Origin of the sequence: Reyranella sp. (assembly GCF_044224635.1) — a bacterium.
In the GTDB taxonomy this organism is placed as follows: domain Bacteria; phylum Pseudomonadota; class Alphaproteobacteria; order Reyranellales; family Reyranellaceae; genus Reyranella.
Window position 1 is genome coordinate 96,500 of record NZ_JBGAKA010000004.1, and the last position, 23,423, is coordinate 119,922.

The following is a 23,423-nucleotide window of genomic DNA, read 5'->3' on the forward strand; positions in this document are numbered from 1 at the left end:
ACTCCAGTGGCGCTCTTCCTCTCGATCACACATCCCACACGCGCCACTGGAGTGACGCGGTCCCGGCAATGAGTCGATTCAATTGCAGGACTTGACCGTGCCGGCCTTCACGCCACGGCAGACCACATCCTTCGGCACCCAGTTGGCCTGGATGACGACGTCGAGGTTGTCCTTGGTGATCGGCACCGGCGTCAGCAGGATCGAGGTCATCGGCATCTTGCGCGGACCGTCGGCCCAGCTCTTGGTGCCCTGCAGCGCCGCGAGCTTGGTGCCCTTGGCCAGCGTCATCGCCTGCTCCCCGGCCGTCCGGCCGAGCAGGCGCGCGTCCTTCCATACGCTCACCGTCTGGGTGCCGAGCGCGACGCGGTTCAGCGCCGCCTGGTCGCCGTCCTGGCCCGACACCGGCACCGAGCCGGCCAAGCCCTGCGCCGTCAGCGCCGCAACGGCGCCGCCCGCCGTGCCGTCGTTCGACGCCACGACCGCGTCGACCTTGTTGCTGTTGGCGGTAAGGAACTGCTCCATGTTGCGTTGCGCGTTGGCCGGCAGCCAGCCGTCGGTGTAGGCCTCGCCGACCTTCCTGATCTTGCCGGCCTTGATCGCGTCGCCCAGGACGTCGATCTGCCCAGAGTAAAGGAAGTCGGCGTTGGGATCGGACGACGAGCCCTTGATGAAGACGTAGTTGCCCTCCGGCTTCACCTTGAAGACCTCGCGTGCCTGGATGCGCCCGACCTCCTTGTTGTCGAAGGTGATGTAGAGCACGTCCTTCATCTCGATCAGGCGGTCGTAGCCGATCACCGGGACGCCCTCGTTGAGCGCCTTCTCGATGGCCGGCCGGATGGCATTGGCGTCCTGCGCCAGCACGATCAGCGCCTTGGCGCCGCGCGCCAGCAGGCTTTCGATGTCGGCCAGCTGCTTGGTGGCCGAGCTCTGCGCGTCGGCCGAGATGTACGTGCCGCCAGCCGCGGCGATCGCCGCCTTGATCGCGGCCTCGTCGGTCTTCCAGCGCTCCTCCTGGAAGTTGGACCAGCTCACGCCGACCACTTGCGCCTGCGCCGGGCTGGGAGCGCTCAGCGCCGCAATGCCGGCCAGGATGGCGGCACCGACCAGCGCCGCAAATGAAGTGCGAGGCATGCTGTCTCCTCCCGTTGATGTAGACGCCCTCTTGCCGAGGTTGTGTCGACTATGATCGGCGTGCCTCTGGACGGTCAAGCTGATGGAGGCACACCCGCGGTCGAATTGCCCTCACGGCCGCGGGCGCGCACACACGACGGATACGCGAGGCGAGCCGAAACGCGGATGGCGTGCAAGCACATCGATGCGGCGTGCAGTCTTTGCCAGTGCCGGCATTCCTACCTTGCCAGCACCTGCTTGCGCATGAAGAACAGCAGCGGGATCACCAGGAGGGTGCAGAGCGTCATCGCCCGGAAGTCGTTGAGGTAGCCGATCATCGCCGCCTGGCGGTTGATCTCGGCGTCCCATACCGCGAGCATTTGCGAATCGGCGCCCGGCATGACCCGGCCGAACGGCCAGCCAGCGCTGTAGGGCGTGAGCTGGCCGACCAGCTCGGCGCGGTTCTCCTGGGTGTTGCGCGCGAGCAGCGACACCAGCACGGCGATGCCGACCGAGGCCCCCATGTTGCGCATCAGCGCATTGATCGCCGCGCCCTCGGTACGCAGGCGCGGCGGCAGGGTGGCGAAAGTGAGCGTGGTCAGCGGCGGGAAGACAAGCCCGAGCGCAAAGCCCAGCAGGACGCCGTTCCAGATGATCTGGCTCTCGCTGACCTCGAGCGTGAAGGTCGTCATCTCCCACAGCGACACCGCGCACATGGCGAAGCCCACGGCGATCATGACGCGGGCGTCGAAGCGGCCGATCAGGCGCGACACCAGCATCATCGAGATCATCATGCCGGCGCCGCGCGGCGCCAGCACGATGCCGGTGGTGAACACAGGATAGCCTTTGAGCTGCTGCAGGAACGGCGGCATAAGGGTCGCCGTCACGATCAGCACCAGGCCGGTAATGGCGGTCAGGAGCAGACCAACCGTGAGGTTGCGGTCGCGGAACAGGTCGCGCGACAGGAACGGCTGCCGGTCGGTCAGCATGTGGATGAGGAACATCGTGAACGACACCCCGGCGACCAGGCCCTCGCCGATAATCTCGATCGAATCGAACCAGTCGAGCTGCTGGCCGCGATCGAGCATGAGCTGGAAGCTGCCGATGGCGATGGCCAGGAAGGCGAAGCCCAGCAGGTCGAACGGCCGCCGCCGGTCATGCGCGGTGTCGCGCACCAGCATCAGGATGCCGAAGGCGCACAACAGCCCGACCGGCAGGTTGACGTAGAACACCCAGCGCCAGGTGAACTCGTCGGTCAGCCAGCCGCCGAGCGAGGGGCCGACGATCGGGCCGATCATGGTGCCGACGCCCCACATCGCCATCGCCTTGCCCTGCTCCTCGCGCGGGTAGGTGTCCATCATGATGGCCTGGGAGACCGGCACCAGGGCGGCGCCGAAGCCGCCCTGCAGGGCGCGGAACAGCACGAGCTGGTCGAGGCTTTGCGCGGCGCCGCACAGCATCGACACGATGGTGAAGCCGACGACGCAGGTCGACAGCGTGCTGCGCAGCCCGAAGCGGGTGGCGCAGAAGCCGGCGAACGGCGTCAGGATGGCCGACGCCACGATATAGGAGGTGACGACCCACGAGACCTGCTCCTGGGTGGCCGACAGCGAGCCCTGGATCGACGGCAGCGCCACGTTGGCGATGGTGCCGTCGAGCGCATGCATGATGGTGGCCATCATGACCACCAGCGTGATCAGGTCGCGCCGGCGCCTGACCGACGGATCGACCGTCATGGCTTGGCGGAGGCCGAGGCAGTCGACAGGCCGAAGGTCTTGGCGAGGCCTGCCATCAGGCTGCCGAACGAGCGGCTGTGGCCGGTGTCGATCTCGACGGTCGTGCTCATGCCGACGCGCAGCGGCGGATCGCCCTCGCGGCAGGTCACGGAGACGCGCACCGGTATGCGCTGCACGACCTTGACCCAGTTGCCCGAGGCATTCTGCGGCGGCAACACGGCGAACTCCGCGCCGGTCGCCTGAGCGATGCTCGAGACGGCGCCGGTACACTCGGCGTCGGGATAGGTGTCTACCCTGATCACCGCCGGCTGCCCCTGCCGCACCAGGGTGAGCTCGGTTTCCTTGAAATTGGCCTCGACCCAGAGATCGGTGTCGGCAACCACGACCATGATCGGCACGCCGGCGGTGGCGTAGCTGCCCGGCACCGGCCGCTTGGAGACGATGCCGTCGAGCGGCGATTCGACTGTCGTGCGCCGCAGCTGCAGCAGCGCTTCCTCCCGCGCGGCCATCATCTGCTTGACCCGCGGATGATCGTCGGTGCGGATCTTGGGATCGCCGGCCAGCGCCGCTTCGATCCGCTGCAGATCCTCCTGCGCCGCCGATATCCGCTGGCGGGCCACCTCCAGGCCCATACGCGTCTCCTCGAGCTTCTGGGTCGAGGCGATCTTCTTTTCGGCGAGGTCGGACTGACGGTCGAACTCGGCCTGGGCGTAGGTCATCTGGCTCAGGGCCGCCTTGATCTCCTCGCGCTTGGTGCGCCATTGGGCGCGCAGGCCACGAATGTCGGCGCGCGTCGTCTCGATCTCGGCCTCGATCCTGGTCAGCGCATGGCGATAGGACTGATCATCGAGGCGGAACAGCAGCTGTCCGCGCGAGACGTGCTGGTTCTCCTGCACCGGCACCTCGACGATGATGCCGGAGAGCTCGGTGGCGATCTGCGCGCGGTCCCCCTTGACGTAGGCATTGTCGGTGCTGACGTAGCGGCCGGAGGCAAGCCAGACCAGGGCGGTCACGACGATCACCAGCAGTGGCAGCGACCACATGACGAGGCGCGCCGCAGCACGCCCGCCCAGCCGCGACCGACGCGGCACGACCGGAACCGGCGCCGGCGCAACCACGGACCCTTGCGTCGGGACGCGGGCGTCCAGCTGTTCTCCGTCTCTCACCTACATATGGTCTGCCCCGCGCCCCGGCCGGTCAACCGGCGGGCGCAACATGGCTGCTAGGCCGAGAGCGCTCATGAGAAATGCGGGCGTCCCGCCCGCTCGAGTCCCTCCCCAGCTTCGCTGGCTAACTTGAGCACAGATGTTGCGCTGCGAGATGGTAACCATCAGCGATAGCGTAGAAGCGTTCGAGTCCGTCGCGCATAGTGATGGGGCCATTTGATTTGTCACTTTGGTATCCGGTCCATCCGCCGAGTCGAGCGATGATCCAGGCAGCGGCAGCGAGACTGTTGGGAGGAAAGGGATTTCGCTGTTTTGCGGTGCGCCCTTGTCTGGTGCTGAGCAAGGCGGCGATGACGATGAGCTGCTGAGATGAGAAGACGCGGCTTGCCGGGGCGGCTTGTTGGGCGGCGGAGCGAGCGGCGACGAGCTGCATGGTGATGGCAGCGGTGATGAGAGCGATGGCGGCGAGCTTTTCGAGAGCGTTGCCGTCCTCGAGGACGCTCTGTTCGAGGCGCAGGCCCTGTTGCTTGAGGGTTCGAAAGAGCTGCTCGATGTCCCACCGCCTGCGGTACCAGCCGATCACGGTGACGGCCTTTTCGAGGCTGTCGAGGCGATGGGTGGTCAAGAGGCGCCAGATGATGGGTGTCTGGCCGGGCGGCGGGTCGATCTCGCGGGCTTCGATGGCGAACAGGTCGATCTCGGGCGAGGCTTGGCGATCGGAGCACGATTTAGGGCGTCGAATGGTGAGCGGTCCGAAGCGGACGGCGATCGTGGCCTTTCGGGCGATGCGCTTCTTGCCTGGTCGGGCGGTCAGATCGAGCTCGAAGCGGTGGACCTCGTCGAAGCTGGCCAAGGTTTCGAACAATTTGCGGCCGTCGCCCAGGCTACGATTGCGACAGGCGCGGGTCAGCAGGTGGGTGTGTTGGTCGGGCAGGCGATCCCATTTCTCGTAGATGTCGGCCTCGCGGTCATCGACGACGGTGATCAGGGCGGCGTCGGCCAGGACGGCCTTGGCGCGGTCGGCTCCCTTGAGCCATCGATTGGACTCCTTGCACTCGATCGGCAGTTCTTTGTAGTTGGCGGCCTTGCCGGTGGTGCGGCGCCAGATCTGTGCGTCGACCAGGCCCAGGCATTCGCCGTTGTCGGCGTCGACAGCGAGCACCGGATGGATGAACAGCCCGACGTCGGTGCCATTGCCGACCGTGCCGAGCGAGTGCTTGCGGCGGCGTTGTGCTGGTAGTTGACCTCGCTGGTGTCCTGGATTGCCAGCACGTGGCAGCCGACCGCAGCGACGCCGGCCAGGGAGGGCGATGCGAGATCATTTCCTCCACCGTGACCTCCTTGTTCGACGAAAGCGCAGAACCTGACCTGTTCGGCCCGACCCTCGGTGAGCTTGCGTATACTGAACAGTCTGTCGTTGGTGCATGCGCTCGAGCAGCAGGGCGCCATTGCGGGCCAGCCGGGCGTCGCCGAAATAACCGATCTCGCCGATCATGGTGATCCTCTTTGGGTTGAAGAGGATCGTCAGAGATCACATTGGCTCTGCTCGCTGCAACGGGGTTTCGAAGTGATTCGCCGGGCGATTCGAAGATTCTATTGTTGCTCTCGACAGTTGTATTGGATTCCAAAATTATAGGAGAAGCGTGCTCCTCAACACACACTCCCAACCTCCCCCGTCTTCGTGCGGCGCAACATCTGTGCTGAAACTAGGCTTCGCTGGGGAGGTGTCGCGTCATACGCGACGGAGGGGTCATGAGCAGCGGGACTGGGCTCGCGACCCCTCCGTCGGCGAGGCTGCCGACACCTCCAGCAGCGAGCTGGGGAAGAAGACTCGAGCGGGCGGGACGCCCGCGGTCCTCATGAGGCCGGCTGCGCCGGCTTGCTCCCTACGCCGGCACGGCCGGCGTGGCGCCGTCACGGAACAGCTTGTAGGTGATGGCGTCGTACAGGGCGTTGTACGAGGCATCGACGATGTTCGGCGATACACCGATGGTCGACCATCGGCTGTTGCCGTCGGAGCTTTCGATCATGACGCGCGTGGTGGCGGCCGATCCGCCGGCCGAATCCAGGATGCGCACCTTGAAGTCGACCAGCCGCATGTCCTCGAGCTCGGGATAGACCGGGATCAGCGCCTTTCGCAGCGCAGCATCGAGCGCGTTGACCGGGCCGTTGCCCTCGCCGACCTCCATCGCCCGCCGGCCGGCGACGTCGAGCTTCACGGTCGCTTCCGAGAGCGCGATCAGCTGGCCACGGGCATTGACCCGCCGTTCGGCCAGCACGCGGAAACTCTGCAAGGCAAAATAATCCGGCACGGTGTGCAGCTCGTGGCGCGCCAGCAACTCGAAGGAGGCATCGGCGCCATCGTAGGCGTAGCCCTCGGACTCGCGTTCCTTGACGATCTCGAGCAGGCGGGCGACGCCCGGGTCCTTGGGATCGACCTCGAGGCCGATCTGGCGAAAGCGGGCCATGATGTTGGAGCGGCCGGCCTGGTCGCTGACCACGATGATGCGCTGATTGCCGACGACCTCCGGGTCGACATGCTCGTAGGTCCGCGGGTCCTTCTCGACCGCCGAGACGTGCAGGCCGCCCTTGTGGGCGAAGGCGCGGGTGCCGACATAGGCAGCGCTGCGGTTGGGCACGACGTTCAGCCGATCGTCGAGCAGGCGCGACAAGTGGGTGAGCCGCTGCATGGCATCGGGCTTCAGGCCGGTGTCGAAGCCCATCTTGAGCACGAGGTTCGGGATCAGGGCGATCATGTTGGCGTTGCCGCAGCGTTCGCCAAGCCCGTTGATCGTGCCCTGCACCTGGCGGGCGCCGGCCCGCACCGCCGCCAGCGTATTGGCGACCGCGTTCTCGGTGTCGTTGTGGGTGTGGATGCCGATGCGCTCGCCGGGAATCTTCTTCGTCACCTCGCCGACGATGCGCTCGACCTCGTGCGGCAGCGTGCCGCCGTTGGTGTCGCACAGCACCAGCCAGCGCGCGCCAGCCACTTTCCCCGCCGCGGCGAGGGCAGGCCATCGCGTAGTCGGGATTGGCCTTGTAGCCGTCGAAGAAATGCTCGGCGTCGAACATCACTTCTTCCATGCGGCCCTTCGCATAGGCGAACGGTGGTCATCTCGGGATATTCGGCGCGGTCGACCTCGGCCGCCACGTCGACATGGAAGTCGATCTTTCCGACCATGCAGACGTTGCGCGCCTTGGTCTGCAGGACAGCGGCCAGCCGGGATCGTTGGCGCTGCGCCCAGCGCGCATCATGCCGAACACCACGAACTTCGCGTTCTGGAACACCGGCTCGGCGAAGAAGCGGTCGTCGGTGGATTGGCGCCCGGCCAGCCGCCCTCGATGTAGTCAATGCCGAGAAGGTCGAGCTCGCGCGCGATCGCGGCCTTGTCGGCCACGGTGAAATCCACGCCCTGGGTCTGGGCGCCGTCTCGCAGGGTGGTGTCGAAGAGATAGATGCGGTTGGACTGGCTCATGCGGGCCGCATCATAGTGGGCCGACGCTCCGGGAGATACCGTTCATGACCNAATGCCGATGCGCTCGCCGGGAATCTTCTTCGTCACCTCGCCGACGATGCGCTCGACCTCGTGCGGCAGCGTGCCGCCGTTGGTGTCGCACAGCACCAGCCAGCGCGCGCCAGCCCTTTCCGCCGCGGCGAGGCAGGCCATGGCGTAGTCGGGGTTGGCCTTGTAGCCGTCGAAAAAATGCTCGGCGTCGAACATCACTTCTTCCATGCGGCCCTTCGCGTAGGCGAGCGAATCCGAAATCATCTCGAGGTACTCGGCGCGGTCGACCTCGAGCGCCACGTCGACATGGAAGTCCCAGGTCTTGCCGACCATGCAGACGTTGCGCGCCTTGGTCTGCAGGATGGCGGCCAGCCCGGGATCGTTGGCGGCGCTACGTCCGGCGCGACGCGTCATGCCGAAAGCCACAAACCTGGCGTTCTGGAACGCCGGCGGCTCGGCGAAGAAGCGGTCGTCGGTCGGATTGGCGCCCGGCCATCCGCCCTCGATGTAGTCAATGCCGAGCAGGTCGAGCTCGCGGGCGATCGCGGTCTTGTCGGCCACGGTGAAATCCACGCCCTGGGTCTGGGCGCCGTCTCGCAGGGTGGTGTCGAAGAGATAGATGCGGTTGGACTGGCTCATGCGGGCCGCATCATAGTGGGCCGACGCTCCGGGAGATACCGTTCATGACCGCCGCTGCGCGACCTCTATGTGCTGGAGATCGAGACCCAGGGCGGGCTGGTCGGCATGAGCTACCTGATGCCGCTGCGCGGCGGCCTCGACACGCTCGATGCCTGCATGAAGGAGCTGATCGCCCCGCACGTGATCGGCCGCGACGCCACCGAGGTCGAGGCGATCTGGCAGGTGCTCTATCGCAGCAATTTCTGGCTGGGTCGCATGGGCGTGACGGTATTCGCCCAGAGCGCCGTCGACATGGCGCTGTGGGACATTGTCGGCAAGCGCGCCGGCCTGCCGCTGTTCCGCCTGTGGGGCGCGGCGCGCACAGCGGTGCCGGCCTACGGCTCGGGCTGTTTCCGCGGGCTCGGTCGCGACGGCATGATCGCCCGCGCCAAGGAGTTCACCGCACAGGGGCTGAAGGCGATCAAGATGCAGGTCGCCCACATCCGGCCGTGGCGCGAGGACGTGCAGAATGTGCGCGCCATGCGCGAACAGATGGGCGACGGCATCGAGATCATGATCGACGTCAACATGGGCTGGGACGCCGACACCGCCATCCAGGCCGGCCATCGCATCGACGACCTCGATCCCTACTGGCTCGAGGAACCGGTGGTCGCCGAGGATTTCGCCGGTTACCGCCGCATCGCCGCGGCCCTCAAGACCAGGATCGTGGGCGGCGAGAGCCATTTCACCAGGAACGACCTCCGGCCGTTCTTCGAGACGCCATGCGTGCCGATCCTGCAGCCCGACCCGATGCGCGGCGGCTTCACCGAGCTGCGCAAGATCGCTGCCGCGGCAGAACCGTGGGGTATCCGCATCGCGCCGCACCTGTTCCACGAGACGATGGTCCATGTGCTGGCGTCGATCCCCAACGCCAACTACCTCGAATACATGGACTGGAACGACGATCTGTGGATCGAGCCGATCCTGCCGGCCAAGGACGGCACCATGAGCCCGCCCGAGCGGCCGGGCCACGGCCTCGCCTTCCGGCCGGAGATCCTCAAGGATTTCCGCAAGGGTGGTCAGCGCTTCAAGGCATCATAGCTGCATGAACAGGGCGCGCCCACGGTGAGGCCTCTCACCCCCGTTGCCTGCCCAGCATCGCGCAGGCACGGTCGACCGTCGCGAAGGTACCGGGCGGTGGCTGTGCGCCCAGCGCCTGCATTGCCTTCCCAAAATCCCGATTGTATGCAAACAGCGCCTCGCCCATCGCCTTCAGGGCATCGATCTGCTCTTGCGGCAGGGTCCAGGTCGTCGCGATGTTGTGGAATTCCTTGCGGCAGCGCTCGTCCTCGATGGCATCGAAGTCGACGGCGATGAAGGCGGCATTCGCGGCGATGGCCCTGAAATTCCTTGCCTGCTGCAGAAGCAGCTCGCGTCGCAGACGTACAACGTCGGGCGCTTCACCTGCCTGAGGAGGTTTGGCCGCTGCAGCTTCGGCGGCCTCGGCCGCCGCGCGGAACTGCGCCGTAAGCAGGGTGCGGATGCGCTCGGCCGTGCCGAAGGTCGCCCGGTCGATTGCCGAGCCGACGGAGGCCAGCAGCATGTCGATCATGCCCGGTGTAGCCTGACTGTCGTCGAGCTTGGACGGTGAAAATGACCGGGCATTGACCATGACAAAGATGATCTTCTTGATATGGCCGTCGGCGATCGGCTGCATGAATCTCGGCTGCACCTCGGTAGTCGTGAGCAGGCGATACGGCTCGCTGACGCCCAGATTGTCGGCGATGCCACCGTCCAGCAGATGGATATATTTCTTGCTGCCGGAGGCATAGGCCTCCGCCGTCCGTCCCCATACGACGCGTGGCGGGTTGATGTCCCATCGCGTCTTGAGTGACTCGCGGATCCAACCCGGCGTCGGCACGGCGTCGCACTTCGAATAGTTCTTGAGCGTCACCGGCGACAAAGCGACCGGGAATGCCGCCGAAGCTGCGACCGCCGTCGAAAGCCGCATTCTGGCAAGATCGCTGCACAACAGATCCATCGTGTATTGGGTGAAGGGAAACGGCGTGCTTTCGACCATATCGGCGGCGTTGAGGATCAGCAGTGGCCGCTTCCTGCGCTCGATGAGCGCCTGGAAAGTCTCGCCGGCAAAAAGCTGGCGATCGAGATAATCAACCAGGAGATCGATCCTCTCCTTGGACGGCGTGGCCAGAGCCGCCAGCCCAACGGGGTTGAGGCCCGCGCCGAGCAGCGCGGATATGCCGTCCCGGCGCACGAAGTCGCTCTCCAGTCGAGGCAATCCGTGCTTTCCCTTGAGCGCGAAATAGGCCGCGGTCACGCTGCCACCGGACACCGACGATATGATGTCGATGTTGTCGACGAGGGTCTTGTCCAAGGGGAGAGCCGGCACCTTCACCTTGTCCATGGCCGAAAGCACCGACATGGCAAGCGCCGCGGCCCGCGTGCCGCCACCGGAAGCCGTGAAGATGACAAGCGTGTCCGGCAGGTCGCTCTGCTGCAACGTCTTCCACTCGTACCGGGGCTGGTCGACTGCCATGATGGCTTCGTTGCGAACGGGGTAGGAACAGCCGATTGCGCCAAGCGTCAACCACGCCAGCGCAAGAGACGGCAACCAGCGTCCCATGACGCTCACGTTCCGCAACTGCCCTTGGGCTTGGCCGGAACGACCGGCACGAGGTTGATCGTAGCGCTATCGAAATCCGGTACGTCGAAGATCTCATTCTCGAAGTCGACAAGCCCTTTGCCGCTCGAACCGGTGGTCGTCTGGATGCAGTGCGTCCCGGCATCGAGGGTGACCAGGGTCGGGGTTGGCCCGTAGGCCTCGCCGTAGTCGCTATCGACGTAGATCAGGCGCCCACGCGGCTCGATCACTGTCACGAAGATCATGTGTCCCCCGCTCACTTGGCCCCTCAGGGACGAAACGGCCCACTACAATACAATCCAGAGTTTAGCACAAGCACGTTCATCGACACGATCTCGGGTGGGCATCACTTGCAGACGTTTCGCAGCGCCCGCCATTCGGCCTCGGTGAAGGCCGGGCGGCCGACCGGCAGGCGCTTGGTCGCGGCGATGCGCTCGGCAGTCGGCGGATGGCTCGACCAGATGCCGGCCGCAGCCGCCATGTCCGTCGACTCCTTTTCCATCATCTGCTCGAAGAAGCTCGCAATGCCGTCAGCGCGGATCTCGAGCTTCTCGAGCAGCGAGACGCCGGTGGCGTCGGCCTCGCGCTCGAACGCACGCCCGTTGCGCAAGGCGAGCAGCACGCTGCCACCCGTCCCCAGCGTGCCGACCACGTCGGAATAGCCGCCGCTCACCAGCTTCAGCATCAGGTCGATGCCGAACTGGCGAACCAGACCCTTGGTCGGATGATAGTGCACGGCGTGGCCGATCTCATGCGCCAGCACGCCGGCGACCTGCGAACTGTCCTTGGCCTGGTCGATCAGGTCGGAAAAGAACACCAGGATCCCGCCGGGCAAGGTGAAGGCGTTGACCGGCCCGCCGGCGATGACATGCACCGTGATCGGCTGATCGTAGCCCGCCGCCCGGGCGAGCCGATTGGCCAGTCCGTTGATCGCGGCCAATCCCGCCTTGCCGTGGCATTCTTCCTTGTCGGCCGTGATCTCGTCGTAGACGCTTTCGCCCAGCTTGGCCTGCAGGCTGGAGGGCAGCAGCGGGGCGGCGAACTCGCTGCCGTAATCGACGGCGAACCAGAACACGCCGAGCAGCGCCACCAGCGCGGTGCTGAAAGCCGCGATGCGTCCGCCCGCCGGCGCCGGCGGCGCTACCAGCCCGGTCAGGTGCGGGATCAGCTGGGCAAGCTGGCGGCGCAATTCGAGATCGTCGGCAACGAGGCGCGCGTCGCTGCCCTTGCAGACGGCCGCCGGCACCCTTTCGTGCTCGATGTCGCCCAGCACGAAGACATCGGCGATCGGCCAGCGCGCCAGGACGACCGAGTCGACGGCCCGGTAGATCACCAGCTCGCTCGCCGTGGCGCGAATGTCGGCGAGATGCACCTGGGCGGTGACGCCGTCGTAGAAGCGGGCGCGCGGCGCACTCATCACACGCCAGCCACGTCGAACATGTCGAGCAGGCCTTCGCCGTAGCCCGGACCTCGATCGGTCGGCTGGGTGATGGCGGCACCGTCCGGTGCGCCATAGATCCACAGCTCCCTGGCGATCAGGCGCAGCGTGCGGTGCATGACCCACGGCCATCCCAGCCCCAGCGTGACCAGGACGATCATGTAGTTCAGCACCATGAAGCCCCACATCTGCCGGGTCGAGATCGCCGTGGCAAACAGGACGTTGCCGGCGCGGCAGTGCGAAACCAGGTATCGGAACAGATAGGCCTGCCACCAGCAGCGCAGGGGCAGGATCAGGAGCCCGAACAGGATATAGGCGCCGATCGCAATCGCGAGAATGATCAGGACGGTCCGCGCGTCGGGATGAGCCAGCAGATCGCCGATGTCGTCGGTGGAAACGCCGAGCTCGCTCACCGTGCCGCCGATGGCGGCGAACACGATGACCAGGGCAACTGCCCAGGCGAAGATGTTGAGGAAGTAGTAGCCGATGAAGCGGCCGTAGATGTCGCCGGCGCTGCCGGCGAAGGTGAACGGCAGGGTGCCGAAACGAACGTTGGCGATGCGCGGACGGGCGAGATTGACCGAGACGACCGGCGTCAGCAGCTGGCCGGTGCAGGCATTGAGGAAAGTGAGGAACGTCGCCGATGCGCCGTATCGCCAGGCCGAGCCGACCAGCCAGCAGCGGACGCCGCGCCAGCGCGTTCGCGACAGCCGGTAGCGCAGGCCGGCATAGTGGCCGACAAAGGCCAGCGGAAAGCCGATCAGCGCGACCGACAGCGAGAAGATGTCAAAAGCGCCGAATGTCGCGACCGGCCTCTCGTGGAACACATGGATCCACACCAGCCACATCAACCCGGCCCAGGCGGCGATCAGGAGCAGCGCCAGCAGGAAGCCGATCAGGAGCTCGCGGCCGTGCCCACGATACTCGAAGCGATCGCCCAGGACGGCGAGATGGCTCCACAGGTAGCGACGCAGGCGCGTGCGGCCCCAGAAGCGCGACCAACCGAGCGTCAGCAGCATCAGCACGATGTGGCGCAGGTAGATAGCGTAAAGCTCGCCCAGCCGGCCGTCATAGACGGGACGGCTGGGGGTCAGGTCGGGCGCCGCCGGCGCCAGGGCCGCAGCCGCAGCGACCGGCTGCTGGTGCCAGGGAGGGGATGGATGGTTCACGGGCGGCGAATTCTACCCATTTGCATTGCAAAATGAATGATGCTGCAATGCAGCATCGATTGATGTAGGGAAGTTTACGCACCCGACCCCATGCCCGCCACCATGTCCGCCCAGTCCTCTCCCAAATCCCAGCGCGATCGCCCCTGGCTCATCCGCACCTACGCCGGGCATTCGACAGCCGCCAAGTCGAACGAGCTCTATCGCACCAACCTGGGGCGCGGCCAGACCGGCCTGTCGGTCGCCTTCGATCTGCCGACCCAGACCGGCTACGACTCCGATCATCCGCTGGCCAAGGGCGAGGTCGGCAAGGTCGGCGTACCGATCAGCCATCTCGGCGACATGCGCACGCTGTTCGACGGAATCCCGCTCGACCGCATGAACACGTCGATGACGATCAACGCGCCGGCGGCGTGGCTGCTGTCGCTCTACATCGCCACCGCCGAAGCGCAGGGCGTCGAGCGGGTCAAGCTTCAGGGCACGACGCAGAACGACATCATCAAGGAATATCTTTCGCGCGGCACTTATATCTTTCCGCCCGAACCGTCGCTGAGGCTCACCGCCGACACGATCGGCTTCACCTATCGCGAGGTTCCCAAGTGGAACCCGATGAACGTCTGCAGCTATCATCTGCAGGAGGCCGGTGCCACGCCGGTGCAGGAGCTCGCCTTCTCGCTCGCCAACGCCATCGCCGTGCTCGACGCCGTGCGGGCGCGCGGCCAGGTGCCGGAGGCGGACTTCCCGCAGGTCGTCGGCCGCATCTCGTTCTTCGTCAATGCCGGCATCCGCTTCGTCACCGAGATGTGCAAGATGCGGGCGTTCGCCGAGCTGTGGGACGAGCTGACACGCACCCGCTACGGCGTCGCCGACGCCAAGCAACGGCTGTTCCGCTACGGCGTGCAGGTCAACTCGCTCGGCCTCACCGAGCAGCAGCCGGAGAACAACGTCTACCGCATCCTGCTTGAGATGCTGGCCGTGGTGATGAGCAAGAACGCCCGTGCCCGCTCGGTTCAACTGCCGGCGTGGAACGAGGCGCTCGGCCTGCCGCGGCCGTGGGACCAGCAATGGTCGCTCAGGCTGCAGCAGATCGTCGCCTTCGAAACCGACCTTCTGGAGTATGGCGACATCTTCGACGGCAGCAGCGAGATCGCCCGCAAGGTCGACGAGCTCAAGGCCGAGGCGAGCGCCGAGATGGCGCGCATCGCCGACATGGGCGGCGCGGTCGAAGCCATCGAGGCCGCCTACATGAAGCAGCGCCTGGTCGAATCCAACCTGCGGCGGCTCGCCGCCATCGAGGTGGGCGAGCAGACGGTGGTCGGCGTCAATGCCTACACAGAGGCCGAGCCCTCTCCCCTGTCGGCCAGCGGCGAAGGCGCGATCCTCACGGTCGACGCTTCGGTCGAGCGCGAGCAGGTCGAGCGGCTGAAGGCGTGGCGCGGCGCGCGCGACGGCGCCGCCGTGACCAAGGCGCTGGCCGAGCTCGCGGCCGCCGCGCGCGAGGACCGCAACGTCATGCCGGCCTCGATCGCCTGCGCCAAGGCCGGCATCACCACCGGCGAATGGACCGACACGCTGCGCACGGTGTTCGGCGAGTATCGCGCGCCGACCGGAGTCGGCCGCGCCGCCGGCGTGAGCGACGGCCGTCTGGACACGGTGCGCCGCGAGGTCGAAGCCGTCTCCCGCCGCCTCGGCCGGCGCATCAAGATGCTGGTCGGCAAGCCCGGCCTCGACGGCCATTCCAACGGCGCCGAGCAGATCGCCGTACGCGCCCGCGACTGCGGCATCGAGGTGGTCTACGAAGGCATCCGGCTGACGCCCGACCGAATCGTCAACGCTGCCCTCGAGGAAAGCGTGCACGTCGTCGGCCTGTCGATCCTCTCGGGCGGTCACGTCTCGCTGGTCGGCGAGGTGCTGGAGGGAATGCGCAGCGCCGGCATCGGCGACGTGCCGGTCGTGGTCGGCGGCATCATCCCGCCGGCCGACGCCGAGGCGCTGATCGGGGCCGGCGTCACCCGCGTCTACACGCCCAAGGATTTCGACCTGACCCAGATCATGCGCGACATCGTGACGGTGGTCGACGGCGCCTGGAAAGAGGCGGCGTAGGCCGCTTCTTGCCGGAGCGCGGCACTTTGGGACCTGTCATGAAACCAGTGCTCCAGGACAGCTGTCATCCCGAGCACAGCGAGGACCTTTCTTGTTGATGCCGCAGCAAGAGAGGTCCCTATGCCTCGCTACGCTCGGCTTCGGTCGCGATGACGGGGTTTTCTTGCCATATGCAAATGCCCTGCTGTCTACGGGGTTTCGAAGCTCGCGGTCGCATGGATCATGGGTTCGACCACGGCGTGGCTGAACAACCAGGTTTCGGCGTGGACGACGGCGCCGTCGCGCCGGATCACGCGCGACAGCGAGATCACATCGGCATCCTGCGCCGGCCGCAGCACCGTAACGGTGAGATGGGACAGCACGTGATCGAGGCCTGCCGCCGCGCGCAGCGACGTGTCTACCAGCGACAGCAGGGCGACGCTCGTCCATCGATCGCCCGGCGCGAGCGAAAAGCGCAGGCGAACATCCTGGCCGTCGCACTCCTCGACGTACACGTCGTGACGTTCCGATGCGGGGAGAAAATCGTCGAGACTCTTTTGCAGCTCTTCTTCGGTCATTGCCGCGACTGTCGCAGAGTGCCGGCGCCAAGTCATCCGGCGGGATGACAGGCACAGCATCGCCGGGCTATCTCGTGCGTCCAATGTCCTTCCTCGATCACATCGAACGCTGCAACAACGCCCGTCTCGCCGAGTTCGGACCGTGGTTCATCGGCAGCGAGCGTGCCGGCTTCATCCATCGCGACTTCGCGCCCGAGCTGGCGCGGCGGCCCGATCTGTTCGCGCATCGCGAAGGGGGATGGCATCTCGAGGCCGCGCTGGACACAGCCGCGAAGCGGACTGCTGCCGTCCGCGCCTTTCTTCTCGAGCTGCGCGGGCGCGGATATTTCACGGGGTTGTGGCGCGAAGAGCCCTATCCCGTCACCTGGCAGTGGGGCCGCCCGCCGCTGATGGAGATTGAACGCGCCGCCGCGCCGTGGTTCGGCGTTCGCGCCTTCGGCCCGCATCTTACCGGCTATGTGCGCCGGCGCGACGGTTTGCATGTCTGGGTGCCGCGACGCTCCTATTCCAAGCCGACCTTCCCGGGGCAGCTCGACAATACGGTGGCGGGCGGACAGCCCGCCGGCATCGGCTTGCACGACAATCTGATCAAGGAATGTGCAGAAGAGGCCTCGATCCCGCGCGCCCTCGCCGAGCGGGCGCGCGCCGTGGGCTATGTCAGCTATTGGAATCAGTCGGGTCCACAGCTCAAGCCCGACATCATGGTGTGTTTCGATCTCGAGCTGCCGGAGGAGTTCACCCCGAGGGCAAACGACGGCGAGGTTCACTCGTTCGAATTGTGGCCGGTGGAACGCGTGTTCGAGACCGTCCGCGACACGTTCGACTTCAAGTACAACTGCAATCTCGTGCTGATCGACTTCTTCGTCCGCCATGGACTGTTCGCGGCCGACGATCCTGATTTCCTTCGCATCGTCGGTGAATTGAAGGCAACGCAACCACGCGAAACGTGAGAGCGTTGCATGGGCTGAGGGAGTATTTTCTCATGCCTCAGCCCGCACGTTCGCCGGAAAATTCTCACTCGGTTCACAGTCGTTTTCCAGCACATCTTCATGTAGCATATCGACAACGGAAACAGCCGAGCGAATGGCGCGTCGCTTGGAATACGTCGCTGGCTCGACTGGCTGCGATGAGATGGCATCCCCCCATGCCTCGACGTGCGTTTCCTGTTGTCCTGTCGATCGGCCTGCTCGGTCTTGCGATCGGGCCCGTGGCGTCGCAGAGCGGCCATCATGGCCAAGGCCATGCCGAAAACCACGACTGGTACCAGCAGCTGAAGCAGCCTGGCACCGGCTACTCCTGCTGCAACGGCACGGTCAATGGCGTCGAAGGCGATTGCCGTCCGACCCGCGCCTACCAGGCCGACGACGGCACCTGGCGCGCGTTGATCAACGGCCGCTGGGTGCCGGTACCGCCTCGGGTCGTGCTTCAGCAACTGGCACCGGACGGCAACAGCCATATCTGTGCCAGCCGCAGCGGAATGATCTACTGCTTCCTCGGCGGCTCGCCGAAATCGTAGCAGTGCTTCAGCGCGTTAGTCATGTCGTCCTGAGCGTAGCGAAGGATCTCATTGCCAGGGGTTACGAAGCCGACAGCAGCCCACGGCGATAAGGTCCTTCACTACGCTCCGGACGACACGCTCGGCTTGGCGGCGGGATGCTCGAGCCCCTTGATCGCGTGTCGTTTTCCCTTCCCGGCTTTTGCTCAAGCTGCCACGCCGTGCGAAGCTCGGCCAACGGAAAGCGGGGGCAGGTTTGGTGCGGGACGGTCAGGGCTTGGAGGTGTGCAACGCCAGTGGCGAGGCAATCGCCGCCCTCGATTTCCTGACCAACGAATGGCTGGCCTTCGGCAACCGTCTGCCCCGGTTCATCGCAGCCGCGGATCGCGAGGAACGCTGCGCCCTGCTGCCGCTCATGGCGGCCAACCTCGTCCTGTCGATGCATTCCGATGAAGGCCATCGTGCCGCCAAACAGTACCTGACCCGCGCCAGGGCGCTGGCGCGCGACGGGGCCGACGCCAACGACCGCGAACGCGCCTGGCTCGCCGCGACCCAAGCCTGGATCGACGGTGACATCGAGCGCACCCTCGACAGGCTCGACCATCTGACGATTCACTGGCCGCGCGATCTGCTGGCCGGCAAGCTCGGCCAGCTGCATGCCTTCAACCGCGGCGATGCGCAGACGCTGCTGCGCTTTGGCGAGCGGCTGTTCGACTCGGGCCGCGACAACCGCTTCGTCCATGCCATGTATGCCTTCGGTCTGGTCGAAAATCATCGTCTCGACGAGGCCGAGGGTATCGCGCAGCACGCCATCTCGCTCGACCGCAACGACCCATGGGCGCATCACGTGGTGGCGCATTGCCTGGAGGCGCGCGGCCGCCTGGTCGAAGGTGAGGCCTTCCTGACCGCGATGTCCGACACCTGGGAGCACTGCAATTCCTTCATGTACACCCATAATTGGTGGCATCTTGCGCTCTTCCTGATCGACCTCGATCGCGCCGATGAAGCGCTGACGCTGTACGACCAGCGCGTCTGGGGCGTGTGGAAGGAATTCTGCGAGGACCAGATCAACGCCGTCTCGCTGCTCGCGCGGCTCGAGCTGCGCGGCCTCAATGTCGGCAACCGCTGGTCCGACCTCGCGGTCTTTCTGAAGCCGCGCCTGCACGAGCATTATTCACCGTTCCTCGACCTGCAGTATCTCTATGGCCTGGCGCGCGCCGGCGAGCGTAGCGCCGTCACCGAGATGCTGGCGAGCCTCGAGGAGCGCGCCGAGAACGCGCGACCCTTCGAGCGCGAAGCCTGGGGCGACTGCGCCGTGCCGATGGCGCACGGACTGGCCGCCCACGCCGTCGGCAATCATGCCGAGGCCGCCTCCCTGATCGGGCGCGCCATGCCGCATGTCCAGTCGATCGGCGGCAGCATCGCGCAGCGGGCGCTGTTCGGCGCCATCCATCTCGACGCCCTGATGCGCTCGGGCTGGAACGACGCCGCCATCGCCCTCCTCCAGGCTGCCGAACGCGAGCGGCCAACCGTTCCCTGGACCAAGCGCTCGCTGGGCGATCTCTATCGCCGCGTCGGCCGCACCGAGCGGGCGATGTTCGCCGATTTCGAGGCCGATCAGCTTGCACGCAAGTACAGCACAAGAGGCCCGCAATGACCGACGATCTCGCCCAACTGACCGCCGCCAGGCTCGCGGCGCTCTATCGCAAAGGCAAGGCCTCGCCGGTCGAGGCAATGAAGGCGGTGCTGGCCCGCACCGAGAAGATCAATCCGACGATCAACGCCTTTCGCCATGTCGATGCCGATGCGGCGCTGACAGCGGCGCGCGCGTCGGAGCGGCGCTGGAAGAAGGATGAGGCGCTTTCGCCGATCGACGGCGTACCGGTCTCGATCAAGGAGCTGGTCCGTGTCAAGGGTTGGGCCGCCAGCATGGGCAGCAAGCTTACCGACAAGAGCCCGGTCGACGAGGATGCGCCGGCCGTCGCCCGTCTGCGCGAGGCGGGTGCCGTCGTGTTCGCCCAGAGCACCAGCTCGGAGCACGGCCACAAGGGCGTGACCGATTCGCCCCTGAACGGCATCACGCGCAACCCGTGGAACGTCGAGTGCACGCCGGGCGGCTCGTCGGGCGGCGCCGGCGCGGCCGTCGCGGCCGGACTGGGGCCGATCGCCATCGGCACCGACGGCGGCGGCTCGGTGCGCATTCCCTCGAGCTTCTGCGGCCTGGTCGGGCTCAAGGCCACATTCGGCCGCGTCCCCGCCTGGCCGCCGTCGATGACCGGCGATCTCTCCAACACCGGGCCGATGTGCCGCACTGCGCTCGACTGCGCGCTGATGATGAACGTCATTTCGCGGCCCGATGCGCGCGACGCCTGCGGCCTGCCCGCCGACGACATCAACTATGCGAAGAAGCTCGACGGCGATCTGAAGAAGCTCAAGGTCGGCTTCGTCCTGCGCTTCGGCGATTGTCCGGTCGACATCGAGGTCGCTTCCCTGGTCACCCGGGCGGCCAAGCAATTCTCTGCCCTCGGGTGCAAGGTGGAGGAGACGCAGGCGCCCTTCCCCTATGCCGATGCCAGCCGCGCCTTCGTCGTGCATTGGCTCTCCGCCCTGCAGCGCCTGCTGCAGCTCTTCCCCGAGAACCGGCACGGCGAGTTCGATCCAAACCTGCTGGCCTCGGCCAAGGCCGGGCTTCGCTACAGCCTGCAGGACCTGGTGAATGCGCAGGTGGTGCGGCGCGAGCTCGCAATCGCCTGGAACCAGTTCTTCGCCAAGTATGATCTGCTGCTGACGCCAACGGTCGCCGTGCAGCCCTTCGAGGCCGGCAAGAACCTGCCACGGGGGCCCGACGGAAAAGGCAACGTCCTGTGGTCGCCCTATACCGCAACTTTCAACATGAGCCGGCATCCCGCGGCCTCCGTACCATGCGGGCTGAGCCGCGACGGGCTGCCGATCGGCCTGCATATCGTGGCCGGGCACTATCGCGATGCCCTCGTGCTGCGTGCTGCCGCCCGCTACACCGAAGCCAATCCCCTCACGTTCCCTGCTCTTCCGGAGACCAAGTGATGACCGCCGATCTAGCAATGATGCCGGCCCACGAGCTAGTGAAGCTCTACAAGGCGCGCAAGGCCTCGCCGGTCGAGGCGACGCGGGCGGCGTTGGCCCGCGTCGAGGCGTTCAATCCCGAGCTCAACGCCTTCCAGCATCTCGATCCCGACGGCGCGCTGCGCGCGGCGCGCGCCTCGGAGAAGCGCTGGAAGAAGGGCGGCAAGCGGCTGTCCGACATCGACGGCGTGCCGATCACCATCAAGGACATGGTGCAGACCAAGGGCATGCCGACGCGCATGGGCAGCATGGCGACCAATGCCGACGGCCCGTGGACGGTCGACGCGCCGGTGTCGGCGCATCTGCGCGCCGCCGGCACGGTGCTGCTCGGCAAGACGACCTCGCCGGATCACGGCTGGAAGGGCGTGACCGACTCGCCGCTGTTCGGCGCCACCCACAATCCGTGGAAGATTGGCCGCACGTCGGGAGGTTCGTCGGGCGGCGGCGTCGCCGCCGAGGCGGTCGGCATGGGCAATCTCGCCATCGGCTCCGACGGCGCGGGCTCGATTCGCATTCCCTGCGCCTTCTCCGGCCTGTTCGGGCTGAAGGCGACGCAGGCCCGCGTGCCGATTTTCCCGCCCTCCGCGCAAGGCACGCTGTCGCATGTCGGGCCGATGACGCGCACGGTGCGCGACGCGGCGATGATGATGAACGTGATCGCCCGCCCTGACCCGCGCGACCTCTACGGCCGCCCCGACGACGAGGAGAATTACCTCAAGGGGTTCGACAAGGGCGTAAAGGGCCTGCACATCGCCTACTCTCCCAATCTCGGCTTCGTCGAGCGCGACAAGATCGATCGCGACGTCGCCGCCGCGGTCGAGAGTGCGGTGAAGGTGTTCAAGACCCTGGGTGCGCGCGTGGTCGAGGACTCGCCCGACCTCATGGGACTCGACCCACGGCGGATCCTGAACGCCCATTGGCAGTCCAACAGCGCCATGCTGGTCAGGAGCTTCGCGCCGGAACGGCGCACCCTGATGGATCCCGGCCTGCTCAAGGCCGCCGAGATCGGCGCCAATCTCGGCCAGGAAACGGTCGTGACGGCGATCCACCAGCGCCAGCACCTCGGCGTGATCATGAATCAGTTCATGGCCAAGTACGACCTGCTGCTGACGCCAACCATGCCGATGACGGCGTTCGCGGTGAATGAGAACGCGGCATGGGGCGGCGACGGTGTCGACATCGGCTGGACACCGTTCACGCTCACCTTCAACCTGACGCGCCAGCCGGCCGCCACGATCCCCTGCGGCCTCGACCGCGAGGGCCTGCCGATCGGCCTGCAGATCGTCTCCGGCCATGCCCGCGACGCGCTGGTACTGCGCGCCGCCGCCGCCTACGAACGAGTCCGCCCGATCCCCGCCCCGCCGATGGCGCACAAGATCTAAGGCGTCACGCCTTTGAAAATGCGCTTGGCGGGCGCGCGCCCAGCCATGAGCTTCTTCCGAAGTAACGCCAGTTTTTTCACTGCATCGTGGTGCGCGCAGCGCGCGCCGAAGCGCTCGCCAGCACGGCGACGCGCCCAGGAGGCGGCAGGCGCCTCCCGGCGATGGCGGTTGGCATCGTGAAAATCGCCAACCACGCCGGCCGGCCTAGCGATGATCGGGGGCGCCGAGCTCTTTGCGGCACTCGGCCGTCAGCTGGTTGGTGTGCTGGTCGGGGCAGTCCTTCTTGCGCTCGATGTGCAACGCCACGACGTAGAAAGCCAGGGCACCGAGGATCCAGATCACCAGCGACAGGCTGAGGGCCGGCTCATACGACCGTTCGATACGCCGCGACAGGCTGGTGCTCGGCGCGAAGGAGGCAAGCAATCGCACCAACACCAAGCTGAGCGGGAACGTCGCCGCACCGCACGCCAGGAAGAACAGGAACAGGTTTTCGACGCTCATCGGCCACACGGTATATACTCGGCAAGAATCCGGAGGAAGCCATGACGCGATGCGGACTGTTGGTCGCAGGTCTCCTGGCTCTGACAAGCGCTGTCGCCGCCCAGCAACAGCAAAAGATCGGTGCGCCGCCGGAAGCCCTCAACATGCGGCTCGTCGGCAGCAGTGACCTGCAGGCCTGCAGCGCCTACATCTACATCGTCGGCCGCGCCAACACCGGGCTGCACATCCTGGAGCTCGAGGGTGCGGCGCGACAGGTGGCGGGCCTGAAGTAGGAGCGATGCTCAAGCGGCGCACCGTCATCCAGGCGTCGTTGGCGGGCGGCATGGTGGCCGGGCTCGCCGGATTTTCCGAGATCGGCCATTGGTACAAGGCCTGGGTGGCGGAATACGGACCGGGCTGGAAGTCGATGCCCTGGCCCTTCCCGCGCGACGCCTGGCCGGACGGCAAGGCGTGGCGCAATCGCGGTCTCGACCTCGAGGTCTATGTCCGCCTGAAGCTCGGCTTCTGCGGCAATTGCGACACCGGCGTGGTCGAGGATTCGGAGGTCGACCGCGTCACCGACATCGACCTGCTCGATCCCCACTTCGTGCCAGTGCAGGTGGGCAGCCGCATCCGCATCACCGACCTGTTCGGCCGCGCCCGGCTCTACCGCCTCAGGACTCGGGATGGCGAACGCCTCGCCGATGCCATCGCCGTTTCCTACAAGTGCGACCTCGTCGTCGCCATCGTCGTCGGCCCGGTCGACGACGCCAAGGTGCGCAGGGCGGCGCATAATTTCCTCGAGACCAACACAGTGCAGATCTGGGTGAACGAACAGCTCGAGGGACGGTGACGCTCCCGAGCGCAGCGGGAGACCTTTGCTCATGTTTCTTGTGCCCCAG

Annotated in this window: 19 protein-coding genes and 2 pseudogenes; 9 read left to right on the forward strand and 12 right to left on the reverse strand. The window is 66.3% G+C overall.

The features are described 5' to 3' along the window. Positions 1-78 precede the first annotated feature (78 nt). The 6 genes and pseudogenes from xylF to ACILR9_RS05490 form a co-directional block, all read right to left on the reverse strand. The gene (gene xylF / locus ACILR9_RS05465; protein WP_395708887.1) at positions 79-1,131 is read right to left on the reverse strand and encodes a D-xylose ABC transporter substrate-binding protein; all 1,053 of its coding nucleotides are present in this window, start codon (positions 1,129-1,131) and stop codon (positions 79-81) included. A 218-nt stretch (positions 1,132-1,349) separates the two neighbouring features. Further along, positions 1,350-2,846 (reverse strand): DHA2 family efflux MFS transporter permease subunit, encoded by a 1,497-nt coding sequence (locus tag ACILR9_RS05470; RefSeq protein ID WP_395708888.1) that lies wholly within the window; start codon positions 2,844-2,846, stop codon positions 1,350-1,352. Next, complete coding sequence (locus ACILR9_RS05475; protein WP_395708889.1) at positions 2,843-3,964, reverse strand: HlyD family secretion protein; 1,122 nt, start codon at positions 3,962-3,964, stop codon at positions 2,843-2,845. Before ACILR9_RS05475 ends, ACILR9_RS05470 begins: the two co-directional genes overlap by 4 nt. Positions 3,965-4,136: 172 nt before the next feature. Continuing rightward, positions 4,137-5,324, reverse strand: coding sequence for an IS4 family transposase (locus ACILR9_RS05480; RefSeq protein ID WP_395709047.1), 1,188 nt, complete (start codon positions 5,322-5,324; stop codon positions 4,137-4,139). A gap of 574 nt (positions 5,325-5,898) precedes the next feature. Then, positions 5,899-7,488, reverse strand: a pseudogene (gene cimA / locus ACILR9_RS05485) (citramalate synthase). Positions 7,489-7,539: 51 nt separating this feature from the next. After that, positions 7,540-8,157 (reverse strand): annotated as a pseudogene (locus tag ACILR9_RS05490) (citramalate synthase); the annotation flags it as partial. Positions 8,158-8,226: 69 nt separating this feature from the next. On the opposite strand from ACILR9_RS05490, the gene ACILR9_RS05495 reads away from it, so the two are divergent. Continuing rightward, positions 8,227-9,237, forward strand: coding sequence for a mandelate racemase/muconate lactonizing enzyme family protein (locus tag ACILR9_RS05495; protein WP_395708890.1), 1,011 nt, complete (start codon positions 8,227-8,229; stop codon positions 9,235-9,237). A gap of 34 nt (positions 9,238-9,271) precedes the next feature. Here ACILR9_RS05495 and ACILR9_RS05500 read toward each other — a convergent pair whose 3' ends face one another. The 4 genes from ACILR9_RS05500 to ACILR9_RS05515 all read right to left on the reverse strand — a co-directional run bounded on the left by ACILR9_RS05500 (position 9,272) and on the right by ACILR9_RS05515 (position 13,405). Continuing rightward, positions 9,272-10,693, reverse strand: a complete 1,422-nt coding sequence (locus ACILR9_RS05500; protein WP_395708891.1) for a patatin-like phospholipase family protein — start codon at positions 10,691-10,693, stop codon at positions 9,272-9,274. 92 nt (positions 10,694-10,785) lie between these two features. After that, the gene (locus ACILR9_RS05505) at positions 10,786-11,043 is read right to left on the reverse strand and encodes a hypothetical protein (RefSeq protein ID WP_395708892.1); all 258 of its coding nucleotides are present in this window, start codon (positions 11,041-11,043) and stop codon (positions 10,786-10,788) included. 101 nt (positions 11,044-11,144) lie between these two features. After that, entirely contained in the window at positions 11,145-12,215 is a 1,071-nt protein-coding gene (locus ACILR9_RS05510; protein ID WP_395708893.1) for a M48 family metallopeptidase, read from the reverse strand. After that, positions 12,215-13,405, reverse strand: a complete 1,191-nt coding sequence (locus ACILR9_RS05515) for a YjgN family protein (protein WP_395708894.1) — start codon at positions 13,403-13,405, stop codon at positions 12,215-12,217. Before ACILR9_RS05515 ends, ACILR9_RS05510 begins: the two co-directional genes overlap by 1 nt. A 102-nt stretch (positions 13,406-13,507) precedes the next feature. On the opposite strand from ACILR9_RS05515, the gene ACILR9_RS05520 reads away from it, so the two are divergent. After that, the gene (locus ACILR9_RS05520; RefSeq protein ID WP_395708895.1) at positions 13,508-15,505 is read left to right on the forward strand and encodes a methylmalonyl-CoA mutase family protein; all 1,998 of its coding nucleotides are present in this window, start codon (positions 13,508-13,510) and stop codon (positions 15,503-15,505) included. A 188-nt stretch (positions 15,506-15,693) separates the two neighbouring features. On the opposite strand, the gene ACILR9_RS05525 is transcribed toward ACILR9_RS05520, so the two are convergent. Continuing rightward, the gene (locus tag ACILR9_RS05525) at positions 15,694-16,062 is read right to left on the reverse strand and encodes a hypothetical protein (RefSeq protein ID WP_395708896.1); all 369 of its coding nucleotides are present in this window, start codon (positions 16,060-16,062) and stop codon (positions 15,694-15,696) included. 44 nt (positions 16,063-16,106) lie between these two features. Between ACILR9_RS05525 and ACILR9_RS05530 the strand changes: the two genes are divergently transcribed. From ACILR9_RS05530 to ACILR9_RS05550, 5 genes are all read left to right on the forward strand, one after another. Continuing rightward, entirely contained in the window at positions 16,107-17,012 is a 906-nt protein-coding gene (locus ACILR9_RS05530) for a DUF4743 domain-containing protein (protein ID WP_395708897.1), read from the forward strand. A gap of 194 nt (positions 17,013-17,206) precedes the next feature. Beyond that, positions 17,207-17,578: a hypothetical protein gene (locus ACILR9_RS05535; protein WP_395708898.1), complete on the forward strand. Its 372-nt coding sequence runs from the start codon at positions 17,207-17,209 to the stop codon at positions 17,576-17,578. 238 nt (positions 17,579-17,816) lie between these two features. After that, positions 17,817-19,214: a tetratricopeptide repeat protein gene (locus ACILR9_RS05540; RefSeq protein ID WP_395708899.1), complete on the forward strand. Its 1,398-nt coding sequence runs from the start codon at positions 17,817-17,819 to the stop codon at positions 19,212-19,214. Then, complete coding sequence (locus ACILR9_RS05545; protein WP_395708900.1) at positions 19,211-20,620, forward strand: amidase; 1,410 nt, start codon at positions 19,211-19,213, stop codon at positions 20,618-20,620. The genes ACILR9_RS05540 and ACILR9_RS05545 overlap by 4 nt, the downstream gene beginning before the upstream one ends. Beyond that, the gene (locus ACILR9_RS05550; RefSeq protein WP_395708901.1) at positions 20,620-22,041 is read left to right on the forward strand and encodes an amidase; all 1,422 of its coding nucleotides are present in this window, start codon (positions 20,620-20,622) and stop codon (positions 22,039-22,041) included. Before ACILR9_RS05545 ends, ACILR9_RS05550 begins: the two co-directional genes overlap by 1 nt. Before the next feature lie 204 nt (positions 22,042-22,245). Here ACILR9_RS05550 and ACILR9_RS05555 read toward each other — a convergent pair whose 3' ends face one another. Continuing rightward, positions 22,246-22,542, reverse strand: coding sequence for a hypothetical protein (locus ACILR9_RS05555; RefSeq protein ID WP_395708902.1), 297 nt, complete (start codon positions 22,540-22,542; stop codon positions 22,246-22,248). A gap of 41 nt (positions 22,543-22,583) precedes the next feature. Here ACILR9_RS05555 and ACILR9_RS05560 point away from each other — a divergent pair, with 41 nt between their 5' ends. Both ACILR9_RS05560 and ACILR9_RS05565 read left to right on the forward strand, forming a co-directional pair. Further along, the gene (locus ACILR9_RS05560; RefSeq protein WP_395708903.1) at positions 22,584-22,814 is read left to right on the forward strand and encodes a hypothetical protein; all 231 of its coding nucleotides are present in this window, start codon (positions 22,584-22,586) and stop codon (positions 22,812-22,814) included. A 5-nt stretch (positions 22,815-22,819) separates the two neighbouring features. Beyond that, complete coding sequence (locus ACILR9_RS05565; RefSeq protein WP_395708904.1) at positions 22,820-23,374, forward strand: hypothetical protein; 555 nt, start codon at positions 22,820-22,822, stop codon at positions 23,372-23,374. The last annotated feature ends 49 nt before the right edge of the window (positions 23,375-23,423 follow it).